General features: G+C 69.4%; 17 protein-coding genes. 13 read left to right on the top strand and 4 right to left on the bottom strand.

Translation table 11 applies throughout. From position 1 onward, the window contains the following. Nucleotides 1-10 precede the first annotated feature (10 nt). Entirely contained in the window at nucleotides 11-1,738 is a 1,728-nt protein-coding gene (locus PE061_RS00850; RefSeq protein WP_271257355.1) for an IlvD/Edd family dehydratase, read from the bottom strand. Nucleotides 1,739-1,904: 166 nt separating this feature from the next. Here PE061_RS00850 and PE061_RS00845 point away from each other — a divergent pair, with 166 nt between their 5' ends. The 7 genes from PE061_RS00845 (at nucleotide 1,905) to PE061_RS00815 (ending at nucleotide 8,893) form a co-directional block, all read left to right on the top strand. Further along, nucleotides 1,905-2,192 carry a UxaA family hydrolase gene (locus PE061_RS00845; protein ID WP_271257354.1) on the top strand — a complete coding sequence of 96 codons (288 nt, stop codon included), beginning with the start codon at nucleotides 1,905-1,907 and terminating at the stop codon, nucleotides 2,190-2,192. A gap of 14 nt (nucleotides 2,193-2,206) precedes the next feature. After that, complete coding sequence (locus PE061_RS00840; RefSeq protein WP_271257353.1) at nucleotides 2,207-3,382, top strand: UxaA family hydrolase; 1,176 nt, start codon at nucleotides 2,207-2,209, stop codon at nucleotides 3,380-3,382. Further along, complete coding sequence (locus tag PE061_RS00835) at nucleotides 3,379-4,398, top strand: Ldh family oxidoreductase (protein WP_271257352.1); 1,020 nt, start codon at nucleotides 3,379-3,381, stop codon at nucleotides 4,396-4,398. The genes PE061_RS00840 and PE061_RS00835 overlap by 4 nt, the downstream gene beginning before the upstream one ends. Beyond that, a complete protein-coding gene (locus PE061_RS00830; protein WP_271257351.1) occupies nucleotides 4,395-5,318 on the top strand; it encodes a hydroxyacid dehydrogenase in 924 nt (307 codons plus the stop codon). Before PE061_RS00835 ends, PE061_RS00830 begins: the two co-directional genes overlap by 4 nt. Further along, nucleotides 5,315-6,337, top strand: a complete 1,023-nt coding sequence (locus PE061_RS00825; protein ID WP_271257350.1) for a YeiH family protein — start codon at nucleotides 5,315-5,317, stop codon at nucleotides 6,335-6,337. The genes PE061_RS00830 and PE061_RS00825 overlap by 4 nt, the downstream gene beginning before the upstream one ends. A gap of 61 nt (nucleotides 6,338-6,398) precedes the next feature. Then, nucleotides 6,399-7,724, top strand: coding sequence for a spinster family MFS transporter (locus PE061_RS00820; RefSeq protein WP_271257349.1), 1,326 nt, complete (start codon nucleotides 6,399-6,401; stop codon nucleotides 7,722-7,724). Next, nucleotides 7,721-8,893, top strand: coding sequence for an iron-containing alcohol dehydrogenase (locus tag PE061_RS00815; RefSeq protein ID WP_271257348.1), 1,173 nt, complete (start codon nucleotides 7,721-7,723; stop codon nucleotides 8,891-8,893). The genes PE061_RS00820 and PE061_RS00815 overlap by 4 nt, the downstream gene beginning before the upstream one ends. Here the strand turns inward: PE061_RS00815 and PE061_RS00810 are convergent. After that, the gene (locus PE061_RS00810; protein ID WP_271257347.1) at nucleotides 8,863-9,777 is read right to left on the bottom strand and encodes a LysR substrate-binding domain-containing protein; all 915 of its coding nucleotides are present in this window, start codon (nucleotides 9,775-9,777) and stop codon (nucleotides 8,863-8,865) included. The two genes, PE061_RS00815 and PE061_RS00810, sit on opposite strands and share 31 nt — an antisense overlap. Nucleotides 9,778-9,890: 113 nt before the next feature. On the opposite strand from PE061_RS00810, the gene PE061_RS00805 reads away from it, so the two are divergent. Both PE061_RS00805 and PE061_RS00800 read left to right on the top strand, forming a co-directional pair. Further along, nucleotides 9,891-10,655, top strand: coding sequence for a phytanoyl-CoA dioxygenase family protein (locus PE061_RS00805; protein WP_271257346.1), 765 nt, complete (start codon nucleotides 9,891-9,893; stop codon nucleotides 10,653-10,655). 87 nt (nucleotides 10,656-10,742) lie between these two features. After that, entirely contained in the window at nucleotides 10,743-11,786 is a 1,044-nt protein-coding gene (locus tag PE061_RS00800; RefSeq protein ID WP_271257345.1) for an alpha/beta hydrolase family protein, read from the top strand. Here PE061_RS00800 and PE061_RS00795 read toward each other — a convergent pair. Beyond that, a complete protein-coding gene (locus tag PE061_RS00795) occupies nucleotides 11,783-12,436 on the bottom strand; it encodes a TetR/AcrR family transcriptional regulator (RefSeq protein ID WP_271257344.1) in 654 nt (217 codons plus the stop codon). The genes PE061_RS00800 and PE061_RS00795 overlap by 4 nt on opposite strands. A gap of 126 nt (nucleotides 12,437-12,562) precedes the next feature. On the opposite strand from PE061_RS00795, the gene PE061_RS00790 reads away from it, so the two are divergent. From PE061_RS00790 to PE061_RS00775, 4 genes are read left to right on the top strand one after another with little or no spacing between them, the layout of a single operon-like run. Continuing rightward, nucleotides 12,563-13,720: an efflux RND transporter periplasmic adaptor subunit gene (locus PE061_RS00790; protein ID WP_271257343.1), complete on the top strand. Its 1,158-nt coding sequence runs from the start codon at nucleotides 12,563-12,565 to the stop codon at nucleotides 13,718-13,720. Further along, nucleotides 13,717-16,890 (top strand): efflux RND transporter permease subunit, encoded by a 3,174-nt coding sequence (locus PE061_RS00785; RefSeq protein ID WP_271257342.1) that lies wholly within the window; start codon nucleotides 13,717-13,719, stop codon nucleotides 16,888-16,890. The genes PE061_RS00790 and PE061_RS00785 overlap by 4 nt, the downstream gene beginning before the upstream one ends. After that, nucleotides 16,883-18,286, top strand: a complete 1,404-nt coding sequence (locus tag PE061_RS00780) for an efflux transporter outer membrane subunit (RefSeq protein WP_271257341.1) — start codon at nucleotides 16,883-16,885, stop codon at nucleotides 18,284-18,286. The genes PE061_RS00785 and PE061_RS00780 overlap by 8 nt, the downstream gene beginning before the upstream one ends. A gap of 55 nt (nucleotides 18,287-18,341) precedes the next feature. Continuing rightward, nucleotides 18,342-19,829, top strand: coding sequence for an ATP-binding protein (locus tag PE061_RS00775; RefSeq protein ID WP_271257340.1), 1,488 nt, complete (start codon nucleotides 18,342-18,344; stop codon nucleotides 19,827-19,829). A 6-nt stretch (nucleotides 19,830-19,835) separates the two neighbouring features. Here PE061_RS00775 and PE061_RS00770 read toward each other — a convergent pair whose 3' ends face one another. Beyond that, a complete protein-coding gene (locus PE061_RS00770) occupies nucleotides 19,836-21,020 on the bottom strand; it encodes a dihydrolipoamide acetyltransferase family protein (protein WP_271257339.1) in 1,185 nt (394 codons plus the stop codon). Nucleotides 21,021-21,031 lie beyond the last annotated feature (11 nt).

Genomic DNA, 21,031 nt, shown 5'->3' with positions numbered 1-21,031 from the left:
GTGCGGTCCTTCAGAAGATCGGCGGTTCCGGCGTCGGTGCGGTCCCGGCGAGGAAATCGAAATCGCAGCCCTGCGGCGCCTGCATCACGTGCGCGCGGTAGAGCGCGGCGTAGGAGCGTTCGTAGGGGGAGGGCGGCGGCGTCCATGCCGCGCGGCGGCGCGCGATCTCGTCCTCCGCCACCAGCATGTCGAGCGTGCCCGCGTCGGCGTCGAGCCGGATCATGTCGCCCGTCCGCACCAGCGCGAGCGGTCCGCCCACGGCGGCCTCCGGCGCGGCATGGACGATGCAGGCGCCGTAATGCGTGCCGGACATGCGCGTGTCGGAAATCCGCACCATGTCGCGCACGCCCGCGGCGAGCAGTTTCTTCGGAATCGGCAGGTTGCCCCACTCCGGCATCCCGGGTGCGCCAACCGGCCCGCCGCCGCGCAGGATCAGCACGCTGTCCGCATCCACGTCCAGCGCCGGATCGTCGATGCGCGCCAGCATGTCCGCATTCGAATCGAACACGATGGCGCGGCCCGTGTGCTTCAACAGGCGCGGGTCGGCGGCGCTCGATTTCATCACCGCGCCGTCCGGGCACAGGTTTCCCTTCAGCAGCGCCAGCGTGCGCCCGCGCGAGAGCGGCACCACGGGGGTGTCCGGCCTCCGGATCACATCGTCGTCGTAGCAGGGGGCGCCTTCGATGGCCTCGCCGAGCGTGCGGCCGGTGACGGTGATGGCGGAGAGGTCGAGTTCCCCGGCCAGCTTCGCGAGCAGCGCCGGAAGCCCGCCTGCGAAGAAGAAATCCTCCATCAGCGCATTGCCCGACGGAAACAGGTTCGCGCACACGGGAATCCGCGCCGAAACCGCGGCGAGATCGTCGAGTGTCAGCGCCACGCCCGCGCGCCCGGCCATGGCGATCATGTGGATCGCCGCGTTGGTCGATCCGCCGAGCGCCATGTAGGCGACCGCCCCGTTCAGGAACGATGCGCGTGTCAGGATGCGCGACGGGCGCAGGTCCTCGTCCACCATGGCGACGATCCGCTCGCCCGCCAGCGACGCCATGCGCTTGTGCCCGGAATCGATCGCCGGAATGCTCGACGCGCCGGGCAGGGTCAGCCCCATCGCATCGACGATCCCGGTCATCGTGGAGGCTGTGCCCATCGTGTTGCAGGTGCCGATCGAGCGCGTCATCCGCGATTCGAGATCGACCCAGTCGTCCTCGCTGATCGTGCCCGCGCGAAGCTCGTCCCAGTATGTCTTCGTGTGCGTGCCCGCGCCCGTCTTCACGCCGCGCCAGCGCCCGCTCGCCATCGGTCCCGCCGGGCAGAAGATCGTCGGCAGGTCCATGCTGATCGCGCCCATCAGCAGGCCGGGCGTGGACTTGTCGCAGCCGCCGAGCAGCACCGTCCCGTCGATCGGGTGGGAACGGAGCAGTTCCTCCGTCTCCATGGCGAGGAAGTTGCGGTAAAGCATGGTGGACGGTTTCACCATCACCTCGCCCACGGAGAGCGCGGGAAGCTCGACCGGATAGCCGCCGGCGCGCAGCACGCCGCGCTTCACGGCTTCGGCGACGTCGCGCAGGTGGATGTGGCACGGGCTCATCTCGCTCCACGTGTTCACGATGGCGATGACCGGCCGCCCCATGAACTCCTCGCGCCGTAATCCCATCTGCTGCGTGCGCTGCCGGTGCGCGAAGCCGCGCATGTCCGCCGATGCGAACCAGCGCGCGCTGCGAAGCGGTCTCCCCTCGGTCATTCGTCTCGTCCAACTCTTGTATAGGACCGGAGCAGACCGGGGGCGCGGCCTTCTGTCAACGCCGTTCTTCCGCCCGTTCCGCTTGTCCCGTCGATACCCCCTTGCAAGGAGTCATTCAATCTGTATTGTTATGTCTTATATAAGAGTCAATCGAGAGGGGATGGATATGGGTGCGCCCCACCTGCTTGTGCATCACAAAAAGGATAATGTCGGCGTGGTCGTCGTCGAAGGGCTGACGGCGGGGACCGACATGCTGTGCGTCGTCACGGAGGACAACAGCGATTTCAGGGCGGCGGCGAAGCAGGACGTGCCGATCGGCCACAAGATCGCGCTCGCCGATCTCGATGTCGGCGACACGGTCATCAAGTACGGTGAGGATATCGGCCGCATCGTTGCGCCGGTCGCGAAGGGCGAGCACGTCCACACGCACAACCTCAAGACGAAGCGCTGGTAGGTAAAGGCAACACCATGACTCTGTCCGAAAAAACGATCTGGGGCTATCGGCGCGAGAACGGCCGCGTCGGCGTGCGCAACCACGTCGCCATCCTGCCGCTCGACGATATTTCCAACGCCGCCTGCGAAGCGGTCGCCGCGCACATTCAGGGTACGATCGCACTGCCGCACGCCTATGGCCGCCTGCAATTCGGCGAGGATCTCGAGCTGCATTTCCGCACGATGATCGGCACCGGCTCCAATCCCAATGTCGCCGCCTGCATCGTCATCGGCATCGAGGAAGGCTGGACGCAGAAGATCGTCGACGGCATCGCCGCCACCGGGAAGCCGGTCGCCGGTTTCTGGATCGAGGGCAACGGTGATATCGCCACCGTCGCCGCCGCCTCGCGCAAGGCGAAGGAATTCGTGCACTGGGCCTCCGGGCAGGTGCGCGTCGAATGCCCGCTCGCCGATCTCTGGGTCGCGGCGAAATGCGGCGAATCCGATACGACGACCGGCCTCGCCTCGTGTCCCACGGTCGGCAACATGTACGACAAGCTGATCCCGCTCGGGCTCTACGGCTGCTTCGGCGAAACCTCCGAGCTCACCGGCGCCGAGCATCTCGCGGCGGCACGCGCGGCATCGCCCGAGATCGCCGGCAAGTTCATGAAGACATGGACGGCCTACCAGACGGACGTGATCGAGGCGCACAAGACCTCCGACCTTTCGGACAGCCAGCCCACCAAGGGCAATATCGCGGGCGGCCTCACGACGATCGAGGAAAAGGCGCTCGGCAATCTCGAGAAGATCGGCAAGAAGACGAAGTATATCGACGTCCTCGAACCCGCCGAGGCGCCCGCGAAGGGGGCAGGCCTCTACTTCATGGACACCTCGTCCGCGGCGGCCGAATGCTGCACGCTGCAGGCCGCGGCCGGCTATGTCGTCCACATCTTCCCGACCGGGCAGGGCAACGTCATCGGCAATCCGATCATGCCCGTCATCAAGGTGACGGGAAATCCGCGTACCGTCCGGCTGATGAGCGAGCACATCGACGTGGACGTCTCCGGCATCGTGCGCCGCGACATGACGATCGACCAGGCGGGCGACGTGCTCATCGACATGATCCAGCGCACGGCGAACGGCCGGTTGACGGCGGCGGAGGCGCTGGGTCACCGTGAGTTCGTGATGACGAAGCTCTACCGAAGCGCATGAGCGGCAAGCGTATCGAGGTCCGGGAGGCGCGGCGGCTCGCCGAGGCCGCGCTGGTCGCCGCCGGGGCGTCCTCCGAAAGCGCTGCGGTCACGGCGCGGGCGCTCGTCGCCGCGGAGGTCGACGGCCAGCCCGGTCATGGCCTCTCGCGTGTGGCGAGCTATGCGCTGCAGCTGCGCGCGGGCAAGGTCGACGGCAAGGCGCATCCGGTCGTCACCGCGACCGCGCCCGCCGCGCTCGGCATCGACGCGCGGAACGGCTTCGCTTATCCCGCGATCGAGCTTGCCATCGCCCGGCTCGTGCCGATGGCGCGGGCGTCGGGCATCGCGGCGGCGGGCATCCGGGGCTCGCATCATTTCGGGCAGGCCGGGCGCCACGTCGAGCGGTTGGCCGACGAAGGGCTGATCGCCATCGCCTGCGCCAACTCGCCGCGCGCCATGGCCTTCCACGGCGGCCGCAGGCCCATGCTCGGCACCAACCCCATCGCCTTTGCCGCGCCGGTCGCGGGCCGCCCGCCGCTCGTCGTCGACATGGCGCTTTCGGCGGGCGCCCGCGCGCGCATCATCGCGGCGAAGACGTCGGGCCAGCCGATCCCGCCGGGTTGGGCGGTCGATGCCTACGGGCAGCCGACGACCGATGCGGCGGCGGCGCTCGATGGCGCCCTGCTCCCTGTCGGCGGCGCGAAGGGCAGCGCGCTCGCGCTGATGGTCGAGATTCTGGTGGGCGCGCTTGCGGGCGGGGCCTACGGGTGGGAGGCGAGTTCGCTGTTCGACGGCAACGGCGGTCCGCCGCGGCTGGGGCATCTGCTGATCGCGATCTCGCCGGAGGCGTTCGGCCACACGGGCTTCGCCGCGCGTATGGATGCGCTGCTGGCGGCGGTGGCGGGCGAAGCGCCCGCGCGGCTTCCCGGCGACAAGCGGCTGGAGGGACGGATGCGTGCCGCGACGGCGGGGATCGAAATCCCGGCGTCCCTCTATGCCGAGCTTTGCGAGCTCTCGGGCACGACGGCGGCGGCATGAGCGATATCGTCATCACCGAATTCATGGACGAGGCGGCCGTCGCGTCGCTTGCCGGGCGCGACGTGCTCTATGATCCGACGCTCGTCGATCGGCCTGACGATCTGCTTGCCGCGCTCGCGGATTGCCGTGCGCTCGTCGTCCGCAATCGCACGCAGGTGCGCGGCGATCTTCTGGCTGCCGCGTCGCGCCTCAGGATCGTCGGCCGCCTCGGGGTCGGGCTCGACAACATCGACGTCGCCGCCTGCGCGGCGCGCGGCGTCGCGGTGCGTCCGGCGACGGGCGCCAACGATCTCGCGGTCGCCGAATATGTGATCACCGCCGCGCTGATGCTGCTGCGCCGCGCATGGTTCGCCAGCGCCGCCGTGGCCGCGGGCGAATGGCCGCGCATGGCGCTGATCGGGCAGGAGGCGGAGGGCAAGACGCTCGGCCTCGTCGGCTTCGGCGCCATTGCCCGGCTGACGGCGGCGAAAGCGCGCGCGCTCGGCTTTAAGGTCGTTGCCCATGATCCGCTGCTGGCCGCCGACCATCCCGCATGGGCGGGCGTGAGACGCCTTGATCTACCGTCACTCCTCGCGGCGAGCGATGTCGTCAGCCTGCATGTCCCGCTCACCGCCGACACGCGGCGGATGATCGACGCGGCGGCGATCGAAGCGATGAAGCCGGGCGCGATCCTCGTCAACGCGGCGCGCGGCGGCGTGGTGGACGAGGCCGCGCTCGTGGCCGCGCTGCGCGAGGGGAAACTCGGCGGCGCGGCGTTCGACGTGTTCGAGACGGAGCCGCTCGCCGCGGCGGACGGCGCGGCGTTCGCAAGTGTGCCGAACCTCGTCCTCACGCCGCATATCGCGGGGGTGACGGAGGAGTCGAACGCGCGCGTCAGCTTCGTCATCGCGGAGGCCGTGGCGGCGGCGCTGGACGCGTGATCGCGGCGGCGGGCGAAGCGCCGCGCCGCTGGCTCGCGGCCGGCCAGTCGCTGATGCCCGGCCTCCTCGCCGTCGCGATCGTGACGCTCGCCGCGACCTATCTGTCCGATCATTACGGGGCGCCCGCCATCGTGTTCGCGCTGCTGCTCGGCATGGCGCTCAACACGCTCTCGGCGGAGGCGCGCTACACGCCGGGCATCGCCTTCTCGGCGCGCACGCTGCTCAGGATCAGCGTCGCGCTGCTCGGCCTCAGGATCACCTTCCAGCAGATCGGCGCGCTCGGCTGGTCGACCGCCGCGATGGTGCTGTTCGCCGTTGCCGGGACGATCGGCTTCGGCTGGTGCCTCGCGCGCGCGATGAAGACCGATTCCCGCTTCGGCGTTCTCTCGGGCGGCGCGGTCGGCATCTGCGGCGCGTCGGCGGCGATGGCGATCGCGTGCGCGTGGCCGCGCCGCGACAGCGAGCGCGATACGGTGATCGTCATCGCCTGCATCACCTCGCTCAGCACGATCGCGATGCTCGCCTATCCCGCGCTCGCGGTCGCGGCGGGCCTCGACCATCAGGAGATCGGCCGCTTCCTCGGCGGCTCCATCCACGATGTCGCGCAGGTGGTGGGCGCGGGGTTCACGGTCTCGCCGGAAACCGGGGACACCGCCACGATCGTCAAGCTGATGCGCGTCGCCCTGCTGCTGCCCGTGGTGCTGCTGATCAGCATGGGCGCCGCGCGTTTCGCGCGCGGTGACATGGACGGCGCCGCCCGCGTCACGCCGCTTCCCGCTTTTCTCGCCGTCTTCGTCATCCTCGCGGGTGCGAACGGCATGGGCATCGTTCCGGCATGGATGGCGACTGCGCTCGGCGAGGCGTCGCGCTGGCTGCTGGTGATGTCGGTGGCCGCGCTCGGCATCAAGACCTCGGCGCGCGACCTGATCGCGGCGGGGCGCACGGCGGTCGTGATGGTCGCGGCCGAAACGCTGTTCATCGCGGTCTTCGTGCTCGCGTGGATCGAACTCGGCGGCTAGCTTTCGGGATACCGGGCAGCGCGTGCGGCAGAACATGCGACGTCCCGCAGGGGAGGATGGAATGAACGACGCCAACACCGCAGCGCCCGCCGTCACCCCCGGCTATCGGCGCTATGCGCTGTCGGTGCTGCTCGTCATCTATATCCTGAATTTCCTCGACCGGCAGATCATCGCCATTCTCGCCGAGCCGATAAAGCACGATCTCGGCCTTGCCGACTGGCAGCTCGGCGTGATGACCGGCCTTGCCTTCGCGCTGTTCTACACGGTGCTCGGCATCCCGATCGCGCGGCTCGCCGAGCGCGGCAACCGGCCGCTCATCATTGCCTGTGCGGTCGGGGCGTGGAGCGGTTTCACCGTACTCTGCGGTTTCGCGCAGAACTTCGTGCAGCTCGTGCTGGCGCGTGTCGGCGTCGGCGTCGGGGAGGCGGGCTGCACGCCGCCCGCGCATTCGCTGATCACCGATTACACGCCGCACGAGAAGCGCGCCTCGGCGCTCGCCTTCTATGCGCTCGGCACACCGATCGGCGGCCTCATCGGCATGGCGATGGGCGGGCTCATCGCCGATGCGTGGGGCTGGCGCGCGGCCTTTCTGGTCGCGGGCGCGCCCGGCGTCCTGATGGCGATCGTTGCGGCGACGACGCTCACGGAGCCGCGAAAGAAGCTCGCCGCCGATCTCGCCGCAAAGCGCGCGGCGGGACCGAGTTTTTCCGAGGCTATGGCGGAGATCCGCAGCAAGCGCGCCTTCTGGCTGATCGCGTTCGGCGCGGCGATCAAGGCGTTCATCGGCTACGGCGCGGCGGCGTTCCTCGCGCCGTTCTTCTTTCGGAACCACGCGGCGGAACTGGAAACCATCGCCACGGGATTCGGCCTCGGCGTCGCCGGGTTCCTCGGCCTCGCGCTCGGCCTCGTGCTCGGCGTCACGGGCGCGATCGGCACGTGGCTCGGCGGCCAGCTCGCGGACCATTACGGCGCGCGCGATCTTCGCCACTATGTCGGCATACCGGCGATCTCGACGCTGATGGGGATTCCCTTCTACATCGTCGGCCTCTCGGTCGATTCCGCCGTGCTTGCGCTCGTGCTGCTCGCGTTTCCGCCGGCGCTCAACACGCTCTGGTACGGGCCGGGCTATGCTGCCGTGCAAGGGCTCGTGCGGCCGCAGACGCGCGCGACGGCGACCGCGGTGCTGCTGTTCGTCATCAATCTCATTGGGCTCGGCCTCGGCCCGCTCGGCGTCGGCGCGATCAGCGATTTCATCAGCGGGCCTCTTGGCCTCGGCGCGGCGGAAGGGGTACGCTGGTCGCTGATGATATTCACGTTGTTCGGCGCGGTGGCTTCCGGCCTGTTCTGGCTGGCCCGGCGCACGATCCGGGAGGAGATGGTCAGTTGACGGTTGCCGGCATCGCGCTTCCCCGCATTCTCAGGATCGGCGGCGGCGCCTCGCAGCAGCTTGCCGAGGTGCTGGGCGCGCTCGGCGTCTCGCGGCCGCTCGTCGTCACCGATGCGTTTCTGGCCGGGCAGGGCATGGTCGAGCGGCTGCTGGACGGGCTGCGCGCGGCGGGGATCGCCGCGCGCGTGTTCACGGAAACGGTGCCGGACCCGACCGTCGCCTCGATCGAGGCGGGTCTCGCCTTCCTGAAGGAGGGCGACCACGACTGCGTCGTCGGCTTCGGCGGCGGCAGCCCGCTCGACAGCGCCAAGGCGATCGCCATGCTCGCCGTCCACGGCGGCGCGATGGCCGACTACAAGGTGCCGCACGTGCAGGATGCGCTGGGTCTGCCGGTGATCGCGATCCCGACGACAGCGGGCACGGGCTCCGAGGCGACGCGCTTCACGATCGTCACCGATGGCGAAACCGACGAGAAGATGCTCTGCGCGGGCCTTGCCTATCTGCCGGTCGCGGCGCTCGTCGATTATGAACTCACGCTCGGCAAGCCGCGGCGGCTCACCGCCGACACGGGCATCGATCTGCTCACCCACGCGATCGAGGCCTATGTGTCGCGCAAGGCCAATCCGTTCAGCGACGGCATGGCGCTGTCGGCGATGCGCCTGCTCGCGCCCAACATCCGCCGCGTCTGCGCCGATCCCGGCGACCGCCCGGCGCGCGAGGCGATGATGCTCGGCGCGATGCAGGGCGGCATCGCCTTCTCGAACAGCTCGGTCGCGCTCGTCCACGGCATGAGCCGCCCGATCGGCGCGCATTTCCACGTGCCGCACGGGCTTTCGAACGCCATGCTGCTGCCCGCCGTCACGGCATGGACGGCGCCCGCCGCCATGACCCGTTACGCCGATTGCGCGCGGGCGATGGGCGTTGCGGAGGACGGGGAGGGGGACCAGTCGGCGGTCGCGCGCCTGCTCGGGGAACTGTCCGCGCTCAACCGCGATCTCGACGTGCCGTCACCGGCCGCATGGGGCATCGACGCAGCGCGCTGGAACGATCTCGTGCCCTTGATGTGTACGCAGGCGCTGGCCTCGGGTTCCCCCGCGAACAATCCCCGCGTGCCCGGCGAGGCGGAGATGGCGGTGCTTTATGCGCGGGCTTGGGAAGGCTCGGCCTGATCGAGACAGGCGCGGGCCGCGGCCCTGATGTCTTCGGCCAGTCCCGCGACGATGTCCGGCGTCGGGCCGATGTCGGGTTCCAGCATCACGAAACTGTAGGCGATTGGCGGCGCGATGGGCCGCACGACGAGGCCGAGACGCGTGAACAGCCGCGCCGAAAACGGCTCGGCGATGGCGACGCCGAGCCCGGCTTCCACGAACGCATAGAGCGCCTGCGACTGCTGCGTTTCGAGCCGCCGCCGCACCGACACGCCCGCGGCCGCGAGCGCCGCGTCGATCCCGTCCCAGAGCGCGTCGGCCTCGTGCATCGGGCCGATGAATTCCTCGCCGTCCAGATCGGCGAGCGCGATGCTGTCCTTCGCGGCGAGCCGGTGGCCTGCGGGCAGCAGGCAGAGATAGTCGGCGGAGACCAGCGGCGTCACGCGAATGCCGTCGCGCGGCGGTGCGGCGACGCCGATGCCGAGGTCGGCCTGGCTCAGGAACACGCGGTCCTCGATGGCGCGCTGGCCGAGCGCCTCGACCGTGAGGCGCACGTCCGGGTGGCGTTCCCGGAAGCGCGCGATCACCGGCGGCAGCACGGTCGCCGCGATCGCGGTCAGCGCCGCGATGCGGACGGTGCCGACGGGATGCGCGCGAATCCGCCGCGCCGCCTGATCGAGCAGGTCCAGCCCCACGAAGCTGCGCCGCACGGTGTCGAACAGCATGTGCGCCTGCGCGGTCGGGTATATGCGCCCGGCGCGCCGTTCGAACAGGCTGAACCCGACGGCGTGCTCGAGGTCGGCGATCAGGCGGCTCACCGAGGGTTGGCTGATGTTGAGCATCGCCGAGGCGGCCGTCACCCCGCCGCTCAGCATCACCGCCCTGAAGGCCTCGACCTGACGCATCCGCATAAGGCCATAGTATGCACGTATGGACTCCCCAATCAATTCGATTGGATACGATGGGCGAAACGCGCGATTCTCGTTTCAAACGAATCAAGGCCTTGGGAGAGTGGGTGATGGATTTCTCGGCGCAGCGGGAGCAGTTCGCGAGGGAAGGCTACGCGGTTTTCGAGCGGGTCCTCGAAGGTCCGATGCTCGACATGCTCCGCGAGCAATGCGGCAGGATCATCGAAAAGGAAGATGCGCGACTCGACGCGCTCGGCGTCGACGTCGACGGCATCACGCATCGCGGCACGCGCTATTTCGCCGGCGAGTGCCAGCGCCAGCAGCCGGAGCTGCGCGACATGCTGTTCAGCGACACGATGGCGGAAATCTGCCGGGCGACGCTCGGCGACGAGGCCTATTTCTTCTACGACCAGTTCGTCGTGAAGGGGCCGGACAAGGGCCTCGCGTTCAGCTGGCATCAGGATTCCGGCTATGTCGTGGGGAACGGCGGCCCGGCGGATCACAAGCCTTACCTCACCTGCTGGTGCACGCTCGACGATACGACGGTTGCGAACGGCACGGTCCGCCTGCTGCCCTTTTCGCAGAAGCCGGAGGCACGCGCGGGCATCGTTCCGCATGTGCGCCAGCCCGGCACGAACGATCTCGTTGCCGATACGGGCGGTGCGGAAGGCATCACGGTCGAGGTCCCGGCGGGAAGCGTCGTGGCCTTTTCGAGCCTCGTGCTGCACGCGACGGGTCCCAACACGACGCCTGACATGCGCCGCATCTACCTCGCGCAATATTCGCCCGAGGTCATCCTCAACCCCGGCACGCGGCATCTGCGCCGCAATGCCATCCCGATCCTGCGCGGCGGCAAGCAGGTCACGCGGCACTAGAGCCTGAACCGATCGCGGTCTGGGGCATCCGGATCGCGACAGCGTGGCGTCAGCTATGGCGGGCATAGGGGGCATAAGGGGGAAAATATGCTGCTCGTTACTGCTCTCATCGCATCGCTTGCTGCTTCGGCGGCTCCGGAAACGCCTGCTGCCGGAAAGGGGGCTGCGAACAGCTTCGCGCGCACGGCGGATGAGCGCGAAGGCGCGCTCGACAGCTTCACCAACACGGGCACGGACGACCCTGCCGCGCTGCTGAAGCATCTCCAGCAGGAGATCTACGTCAACCAGCAGCTCGCGATCCTCACCCAGTTCCGGCTCGACTATTCGGACCGCATCCGGCTGTCGACGGAGTACGTGAACAGCGACGGCGAGCTGATCCCGACGCACGTGTTCACGCCGGTCAAGGCATCGACCGCGCGCCGCCCTGCCGTGGTGATGGTGCACGGCGGCTTCCACGAACGGCTGGAGCCGTCGTGGTTCCCGCTCATCGAGGCGGTGGTGGAGGCGGGCTATGTCGTGCTGTTCCCGGAATACCGGGGCAGCCGCGGCTACGGCGACGCGATCTACCAGAACGACTACGGCAACACCGATGTCGCCGACGTGCTGGCGGCGGCGCGCTACGCGGCGACTCGTCCTGACATCGACGGCGGCCGCATCGGCATCCTCGGCCAGAGCCGCGGCGGCATGGTGACGCTGCTCGCCATCGAGCGCGCGCCCAAGCAGTTCAAGGCGGCGGTGGACATCGTGGGCCTCACCGACTTCGTGGCCTACATGTCCTACAAGCCCGACTATCGCCGCAAGGAGATCGCCGAGACCAACCCCGGCTTCAAGGGCAAGCTCCCGCACGAGAACCTGCCCGCCTACATCAACGTGTCGCCGATCAACTTCGTCGACAGGATCGAGGCGCCGGTGCTGGTGCTCGCCACGAGCGGCGACAAGATCGTGCCGCACACGATCCATACCGGCAGGCTCATCGACGCGCTGAAGGCGAACGGCAAGACCTACGAGGCCAAGATCTACGACGAGGCCCCCGGCGGCCATGTCTTCATGAAGGGCGCGACACCCGAGCGCGACGACGCGCTGAAGCGCATCGTCGCGTGGTTCAACCGCTGGATGGGGCCGGCGCGTTAGGCGCAGGCCTCGGCCTCCATGCCGAAGCGATCGAGGAAGCAGGCGAGGCGCCAGATGGTGTCCTCGCGTGAGGTGTTCTCCGGCGGTCTGCCGAGCATGAACCGGATCGGCAGATTGCAGAGCAGTATGGCGAGATAAAGCTCCGCCGCCTGGCGCGGGCGGTCGATGCGTGCAAGGCCGTTCGCGTTCCAATGCTCGAAGAGGCTTGCGATACGGGCAACGTACTTCATCTGCATGTCGCGGTCGAAGGCCTCGCCGAAGTCGGGATCGGTGAGGCTTTCCGTGATGACGAGGCGCATGAAGGCGATCTTGCGCGGCGTTGTTGCAAAGGCGAGATAGCTTATGGCGAACTCTTCCAGAATGCGCCGCGGCGGCAATCCGTTTGCCAGCAGCGTATCCAGGTCTTTGAGGCTTTCGTCGGTGTTGCGGTCCACCACCGCGCGCAGCAGCCCCTGCTTGTTGCCGAACATCTGGTAGATCGTGGCGAGCGAGCCGCCTGAGCGCTGCACGATCGCGCTGAGGCTGACGCACGGGTAGCCGTGTTCGAGGAACAGCACCTCCGCGGCGTCGAGGATCGCCTGGCGGCGGACGGTGCGGCGCTCGTCCTGTGTCATGCGCGGCGTATCTGGCTGATCTGCCTCTGCGTTCATGCTATTCTGGCGTTCCCCATGCTGATCTTGTCTTTGGTGGTTGACCTGTAATGTACGTTACACTACACGCCTTGACAAGATCGGCGCCGACGGCGTCCCGATTCCATTCCCCGCGACGGAGTTCTCATGCGTAACAACCGATGGCTGGCGGCAGCGGCACTGGCCGCCTGCGTGTGGCTTGCAGCCTGCGCGGACGATGCGCCCCCTGCGCCGCCGCCGCCCGAGGTCGAGGTCGTCACGGTCCGGCCGCAGCCGATCGCGAACGTGATCGAGCTGCCGGGGCGCGTGCAGGCGATCCGCACGGCGGAGGTGCGCGCGCGCGTGGACGGCATCATCGAGCGCCGCCTGTTCGACGAGGGCACGGACGTGAAGGCGGGGCAGGCGCTGTTCGCCATCGACCCGCGCGAGATGACGGCGGCGCTGAACGCCGCGCAGGCGGCGCTCGCCCGCGCGCAGGCGACCTCGGCGAACGCGGCGCAGGACCTTCAGCGCTACGAAGGGCTGATCGCGGACCAGGCGATCAGCAAGCAGGAATACGACGCGGCCGTGGCGCGGCTGGGCACGGCGCAGGCCGATGTCGATCAGGCGCGCGCGCAGGTCGAATCGGCGCGGCTCAGCCTCGGCTACGCGACCGTGCGCGCGCCGATCGCGGGCCGCGCGGGCCGCGCGCAAGTGACCGAAGGCGCGCTGGTCAGCGCCTCGCAGGGCACGCTGCTCACCACGATCGAGCAGATCGCTTCGATCTACGTGAATTTCTCCCAGTCGAGCTCCGACCTGCTGGCGATCCGCCGCGACATCGCGGGCGGCAAGCTGCACATCCCGGAGCTCGGCCGCTGGGACGTGAAGCTGATCCTCGAGGACGGCACGACCTACGACCAGATCGGCCATATCGACTTCCTCGACCTCTCGATCGACGAGGCGACGGGCACGGCCGCGCTGCGCGCCGAGTTCCCGAACCCGAGGCAGCTGCTGCTGCCCGGCCAGTTCGTGCGCGCGCAGATCGGCGCCGGGACGCGGGCGAACGGCATCCTCGTGCCGCAGCGCGCGGTCAGCGTCACCGAAGCCGGGGGCAGCGTGTTTGTGATCGGCGCCAAGGATGTCGCCGAGGCGCGCATCGTGAAGCTCGGCGGGATTCAGGGCGGAAGCTGGGTGATCGAGGACGGGCTGCGCGCGGGCGACCGCGTCGTGGTGAGCGGCCTTCAGGGCGTTCGCCCCGGCCAGCCGGTCCGCATCGCGGGCGCCCCGCCGAAAGAGGCCGCCCGGAAGGCTGCCGGCTCCCAATGACCCCGCGTTTCTTCATCGACCGCCCGGTCTTCTCGTGGGTGCTCGCGCTCTGCATCACGCTTGCGGGCGTGCTGGCGCTGCGCGGGCTTCCGGTCGAGCAGTATCCGTCGGTCGCGCCGCCCTCGCTGACGATCCAGCTCACCTATCCCGGCGCCGATGCCGCGGTGCTCGAGCAGAACGTCACGCAGGTCATCGAGCAGCAGCTGAACGGCGTCGAGGGCTTCCTCTACATGTCGTCGACCAGCCTCTCGAACGGCACGGCGGAAATCCACGTCACCTTCCGCACCGGCACCGACATCAACGAAGCGCAGATGGAGGTGCAGAACCGCCTGCGCCGCGTCGAGCAAAGGCTTCCCGAGGAGGTGCGCCGCCAGGGCATTTCCGTCGCCGAGGCCAACGCCGGCTTCCTGCTCATCGTCGGCCTGCAATCGAAGAGCGGCGAAACCCCCGCGCTCGATCTCGGCAACTTCGCCAACAGCCGCGTCGTCGACGAACTGCGCCGCGTCTCGGGCGTCGGCGAGGTGCAGGTGTTCACGCCGCCCTACGCCATGCGCATCTGGCTCGATCCGCAGAAGCTCGCGAACTACCGCCTTTCGGCGGCGGAGGCGCTCGCCGCGGTGCGCGAGCAGAACAGCCAGTCGCCGGGCGGCGCGCTCGGCGACCGGCCGCTCGCGAACGGCAGCGAGCTCAACGCCACGATCGTCACGCAAAGCCGCTTCACCAATCCCGAGCAGTTCGCGGCGATCATCCTGCGCGCCAATCCGGACGGATCGGCGGTGCGCCTGCGCGACGTCGCGCGCGTCGAGCTCGGCGCGCAGAACTACCTGTTCGATTCCGAGCTGAACGGAAATCCGGTGGCCGGCATCGCCGTGCAGATGACGCCCGGCGCGAACGCGCTGGCCACCGCGCGCGGCGTCAACGCGCGTATGAAGGAGCTGGAGCGCAGCTTCCCCTCCGACATCACGTGGTCCATTCCCTACGACACGACGCCGTTCATCAACGTCTCCATCGACGAGGTGGTGAAGGCGCTCGCCGAGGCGATGGTGCTCGTCTTCCTCGTCATGTTCCTGTTCCTCCAGAACTGGCGGGCGACGCTCATCCCCACGATCGTCGTGCCGATCGCGCTTGCCGGCGCCTGCCTCGGCCTGTGGCTGTTCGGCTTCTCGATCAACGTGCTGTCGCTGTTCGGCATGGTGCTCGCCATCGGCATCCTCGTCGACGACGCCATCGTCGTCATCGAGAACGTCGAGCGCATCATGGCGGAGGAGCATCTGTCGCCCTACGAGGCGACCGTGAAGGCGATGGGCCAGATCACCTCGGCGATCATCGGCATCACGCTGGTGCTGATGGCGGTGTTCATCCCGATGGCGTTCTTCCCCGGCTCCACCGGGCAGATCTATCGCCAGTTCTCGGTGACGCTGATCGTCTCCATCGGCTTCTCGGCGCTGCTGGCGCTGACGCTGACGCCCGCGCTCTGCGCCACCTTCCTGAAACCGCACAGCGAGGTGAAGGACCGGCAGGGCCGGTTCGCGCAGGTGACGGGCGGCTTCTTCGACCGGTTCAACGCGTGGTTCTCCCGGTCGACGGATCGCTATCAGGGCACGGTCGGCAAGGTCCTGTCGCGACCGCTGCGCTGGCTCGGCGTGTTCGTCCTGCTGTTCGGGCTCACGGCGATCCTGTTCACGCGCCTTCCCGGCGGCTTCCTGCCCACCGAGGATCAGGGCAGCATCATCACCGCGATCCAGGCGCCTGCCGGTTCCACGCGCGAGCGCACCGAGGAAGCCATCGTTCAGGTGAAGGCCTTCTACGACGATCAGCCGCAGGTGCAGAACGTCTTCGTCGTGCGCGGCTTCAGCTTCTTCGGGCAGGGGCAGGGCAACGCCATCGTGTTCGTGAACCTGAAACCGTGGGACGAGCGCAAGGGCGCCGAGAACAAGGCGGACGCCATCGTCGGCCGGGCGATGGGCGCGTTCATGCAGATCAGGCAGGCGATGGTCTTTGCGCTCAATCCGCCCGCGATCCAGGAACTCGGCACGGCCGGCGGCTTCACGTTCAAGCTTCAGGATCGCGGCGGCCACGGGCACAAGGCGCTCGCCGCCGCGCAGGGCCAGTTGCTCGGCCTCGCCTCGCAGAGCACGGTGCTGTCGGGCGTGCGGCCGGAAGGCCAGCCGGACTCGCCGCAGCTCCGCGTGCTCATCGACCGCATCAAGGCGCGCGCGCTCGGGCTTTCGATCGGCGACGTGAACGACACGCTCGCCATCTCGTTCGGCAGCGCCTACGCGAACGACTTCACGCGCGACGGCCGCGTGCTGCAGGTGCTGCTGCAGGCCGATGCGCCGTTCCGGATGACGCCGCAGGACGTGCTCGACCTCAAGGTCCGCAGCGCCTCGGGCGACATGGTGCCGTTCGGCGCGTTCACGCAGGTGGAATGGACGGCGGGTCCGCAGCAGCTCCAGCGCTACAACGGCTATCCGTCGATGACGATCTCGGGCATGGCCGCGCCCGGCCGCTCGACCGGCGAGGCGATGGCGGAGATGGAGCGGTTCGCGGAGCAGCTTCCCGAAGGCTTCTCCTACGAATGGACCGGCATTTCCTACGAGGAGAAGCAGTCCGCGGGCCAGATCGGCCTGCTGCTCGGCCTGTCGCTCGTCGTCGTGTACCTGCTGCTCGCCGCGCTTTACGAAAGCTGGGCGGTGCCGGTGTCGGTGCTGCTGATCGTGCCGCTCGGCGTGCTCGGCTCGGTGCTGCTGACGGCGCTGCGCGGCCTCTCGGCGGACATTTATTTCAACGTCGGCCTCGTCACCATCATCGGGCTTGCCGCCAAGAACGCGATCCTCATCGTCGAGTTCGCGATCGAGGAGGAAGCCAAGGGCAAATCGCCGCTCGATGCGACGATGGAGGCGGTGAAGCTCCGCCTCAGGCCCATCATCATGACCTCGATGGCGTTCATCGGCGGCATGTTCCCGCTGTTCATCGCCAGCGGCGCGGGCGCGGCGAGCCGCCGCGCGGTCGGCACCGGCGTGATGGGCGGCATGATCACCGCGACGCTCATCGGCATCTTCCTGATCCCGCTGTTCTACTACGCGGTGCGCCGCTGGATCAGCCGGAGGCGCCCGCCCGCACCCGGCGAGCCCCGTCACCCGGAGATCGCGGAGACCGCCGATGCGTAAGCTGCTGCTGCTCTCCGCGCTGCTGGTGTCCGCGTCCGCGTGCCAGATGGCGCCGAAGCACGAGCGTCCGGCGCTCCCCACCGCCCCCGCCTATCCGCTGTCCCCGGACCCGGCGGACGGCACGCGCGCTGAAACCGTCGGCTGGCGCGATTTCTTCGCCGATCCGGCGCTTCGCACGCTGATCGGCACGGCGCTGGAGCGCAACCGCGACCTCGCCGTCTCGATCGCCCGCATCGAGGAGGCGCGCGGGCTCTACCGCATCCAGCGCGCCGACCGCCTGCCGACGCTCGCCGCGAGCGGGGAGGCGGCGCGAAGCCGGGGACAGGTCGTCACCCCGACCGGCGTGACCGTGGCGGAGCAGGACCGGTTTTCGGTCGGCGTCGGCGTTTCGGCGTTCGAGCTGGATTTCTGGGGCCGCGTCCGCAACCTCTCCGAAGCGGCGCGGTCTCAGTATCTCTCCACCGTGCAGGCGGAGCGCGCGTTCCGCCTCAGCCTCATCCGCGATGTCGCGACGACGTGGTTCGCGCTTCGCGAGACCGAGGAGCGCATCACGCTCGCCGAGGCGACGGTGAAGAGCCGCGAGGACGGCGTGCGGATCGCCCAGCGCCGTCTCGATGCGGGCGTCACCTCCGCGCTCGATTTCCGGCAGGCCGAATCGCTGTTGACGCAGGCGGAGACCGAGCTTGCCGGCCTCCGGCTCTCGCGCAGCCGGAACGCGAACTTCCTCGCCGTGCTCGTCGGCGGCGTGCTGCCGGAAACCGCGCAGCCGCTTCCGCTCGCCGAGCAGGACGGCTTCCCGAGGCTGGCGGCGGGCCTGCCGTCGGACCTCCTGACCTTGCGGCCGGACATCCTCGCCGCCGAGGAAACGCTTCGCGCCGCCCGCGCCAATGTCGGCGCGGCGCGCGCGGCGTTCTTCCCGACGATCTCGCTCACCGGCACACTCGGCTTCGCGTCGGGCGAGCTCGATTCGCTGTTCGAGAACGACAGCTTCAACTGGAGCGTCGGCCCGACGCTGAACCTGCCGATCTTCGATTTCGGCCGCCGCAAGGGCAACCTCACCGTCGCCGAGGCGCGCGAGGACATCGCGGTCGCCGGGTACGAACAGACCGTCCAGCTCGCCTTCCGCGAGGTGGCCGACGCGCTCGCGGGGCGTCGTTTCCTTGCCGAGCAGATGCTGGCGCAGATGCGCGCGACGGAGGCGCAGCGGCACATCGCGCAGCTTGCCCGCACGCGCTACCGCGAGGGCGTCGTCGGCTATCTCGAAGTGCTGGATGCCGAACGCAACCTGTTCGATGCCGAGCAGGCGCTGATCACTGCGAGCCGCGCCGTGCTCGACAATCGCGTCTCGCTCTACGTGGCGCTCGGCGGCGGACTGGTCGAGAGCGCCGCGCCCTGACGGCGCGCCGTCTTTGGGCTTGCACGCGGCGCGCTTCCTCTCCCAAAGAGAGGGCATGACGGTCGCCATTGACATCGGCTCCGATCGGTCCGGACAGCCCGTGCCGATCGACCTCCAGGAATTGCTTGCAACCCGCCTGCTCGTTCAGGGCAACTCGGGCTCGGGCAAGTCGCACCTGCTGCGCCGCCTGCTCGAGGAGAGTGCCGGCAGCGTCCAGCAGGTGGTGATCGACCCCGAGGGCGATTTCGTCACGCTCGCCGAGCCGTTCGGTCATTCGGTGATCGAGGCGGGCGACTACGGCGAGCGCGAGATCGGCCATTTCGCCGCGCGCGTGCGCGAGCACCGCGCGTCCGTGGTGCTCAACCTCGAGGACCTCGACGTCGAGGCGCAGATGCGCTGCGCCGCCACCTTCCTCTCCGGCCTGTTCGATGCCCCACGCGAGCAGTGGTATCCCGTGCTCGTTGTCGTCGACGAGGCGCAGCTCTTCGCGCCCGCGGGCGCGGGCGACGTGTCGGACGACGTGCGCCGCGCCTCGCTCGCCGCGATGACCAACCTGATGTGCCGGGGCCGGAAGCGCGGCCTTGCCGGCGTCATCGCCACGCAGCGCCTTGCCAAGCTCGCCAAGAACGTCGCCGCCGAGGCGTCCAACTTCCTGATGGGCCGCACCTTCCTCGACATCGACATGGCCCGCGCCGCCGATCTTCTCGGCATGGAGCGGCGGCAGGCCGAAGCGATCCGCGATCTCGAACGCGGCGCGTTCCTCGCGCTCGGCCCGGCCATCGCGCGCCGTCCCGTGCCCGTCCGCATCGGCCCGGTCCGCACGCAGGCGCGCGGCACCGGGCCGTCGCTCGCGCCGCTGCCGATGGATGCGGCGGAGGTGCGCGGCCTCATCTTCGCGCCCGTGCCCGAGGATGCGCCGCTCCCCGCGCCGCCGCCGCGCACGCCGGTTCCGGCCGAAACGCTGCTGCGCCGCGTCGCGCAGGACCTGCGCCCGGCGGCGCCCGTGCCGGAAGGCCCGCCGCCCGATCCCGAAGCGGTGGGCGCCATCGTCGCTGACGTGCTGGACGCCATGCTGGCGGAGGAGGGCGGCGAGCATCGCAGCCCGAGCGCGCTTTTCCAGGATTTCCAGGTGCGCTGCCGCATGGCGGGCCTCGCCGCGCCGCTCGACCTCGACGGCTTCAGCCGCCGCCTCTCCTGCGCCCGCGCCGGGATCGCGAACCCGGAGGGCGAGGACTGGCGCGAGGCGATGGCGCTCGCCGACACGCTGCCCGCCGAGATGGTCGGCGCGTTCCTGCTCATCGCCCGCGCCGCGCGCGAGCGTCTGCCCTGCCCGGAAGACACGGCCATCGCCGCCGTCTACGGCACGAGCTCGCTCGGCCGTGTCCGCCGCCTGCTCGGCTACATGGAGAGCACCGGCCTCATCGTCAGCCGCAGCGACCTTTCCGGCAACCGCACGATCGGCATCCCGCAACTCGGCTGCACGACCGCCCCCTCGGCGTCCTCCGGCCCGCGTGCAGTGCGGCGCAGGTCGGCGAACGGCTGAAGGGCCTCAGGCGAGCGGCCAGTTTTCCAGCGTCTCGACGAACTTCGACAGCCACGTGTTCGTCTGGTGGCCGTCGACGACGCGGTGGTCGATGGTGAGCGACACGTAGGCCATCGGCCGGATCTGGATCGTGTCGACGCCGCCCGCCTCGCGCACGACGACGCGCTTCTCGGTCTTGCCGATGCCGAGGATCGCCGATTGCGGCTGGCTGATGATGATCGGCGCGGCGAGCAGCGAGCCCGAGACGCCGTGGTTCGAGATCGTGAACGTGCCGCCCGAAACGTCGCCGCCGGAGAGCTTGCCGTCGCGCGCGCGCACCACGAGATCGGTGAGGCGCTGCGCGATGCCGAGCAGCGACAGCGCCTGCGCGCCGTGGACCACGGGGACGATCAGCCCCTTGTCGCCGAGCGCCGTGCCGACGCCGATGTTGACGGCGTCGTAGATCTCCAGCCGGTCGTCGAACCAGCGGCTGTTGATCGCGGGCGCGGCGCGCATCGCCTCCACGCAGGCGGCGATGAAATAGGCGGTGAAGGTGAGGTTCGCGCCGGATGCCGCGAACGCGTCCTTGTGCGCCTTGCGGTGCGCCATGATCGCCGAGAAATCGCACTCGAACACGGCGGTCACATGCGGCGCGGTCGTGACCGAGCCGAGCATGTTGCGCGCGATGGCGAGGCGCATCCGGTCGTGCGGCACGCTGGTGACGCCGCCGCTCTTTGCGGGCGGGGGCGCAGACGGTTCCGGCGCCTTTGCGCGCTCGGCGACATGGCGTTCCACGTCGGTGCGCGTGATGCGTCCGCCGCGTCCGGTGCCCGTCACCTCGGCGGGGTCGACGTCATGCTCCTGAACCGCGCGGCGCACGGAGGGGGACAGCCAGTTCGCCGGGGCGGGGCGTTCGTTCGTCGGCGCGGGCCTCGGCGCTTCGACGGTTGCAGCCTCCGGCGCCGTTGGCGTGGCCGCATCCGCCGGTCGCAGCCGCCCCAGCAGCGCGCCGGGCGTCGCCTCCGCGTCGGTGTCGAGCAGGATCGCGTCGAGGATGCCGTCGGCGGGCGCGGGCACCTCCTGCGTCACCTTGTCGGTTTCCAGCTCGACGAGCGGGTCGTTCTCCTTCACCGGCTCGCCGACTTTCACGAGCCAGCTCCGCACGATGGCCTTGGTCCCCTCCTGCTCGTAGGGAACGAGGATGTCGATCATGGGCGCGTCCT

Source organism: Sphingosinicella microcystinivorans, assembly GCF_027941835.1.
In the GTDB taxonomy this organism is placed as follows: domain Bacteria; phylum Pseudomonadota; class Alphaproteobacteria; order Sphingomonadales; family Sphingomonadaceae; genus Sphingosinicella.
The sequence above is the reverse complement of the archived record's forward strand: the minus strand, read 5'-3'. Positions and strand labels throughout refer to the sequence as shown.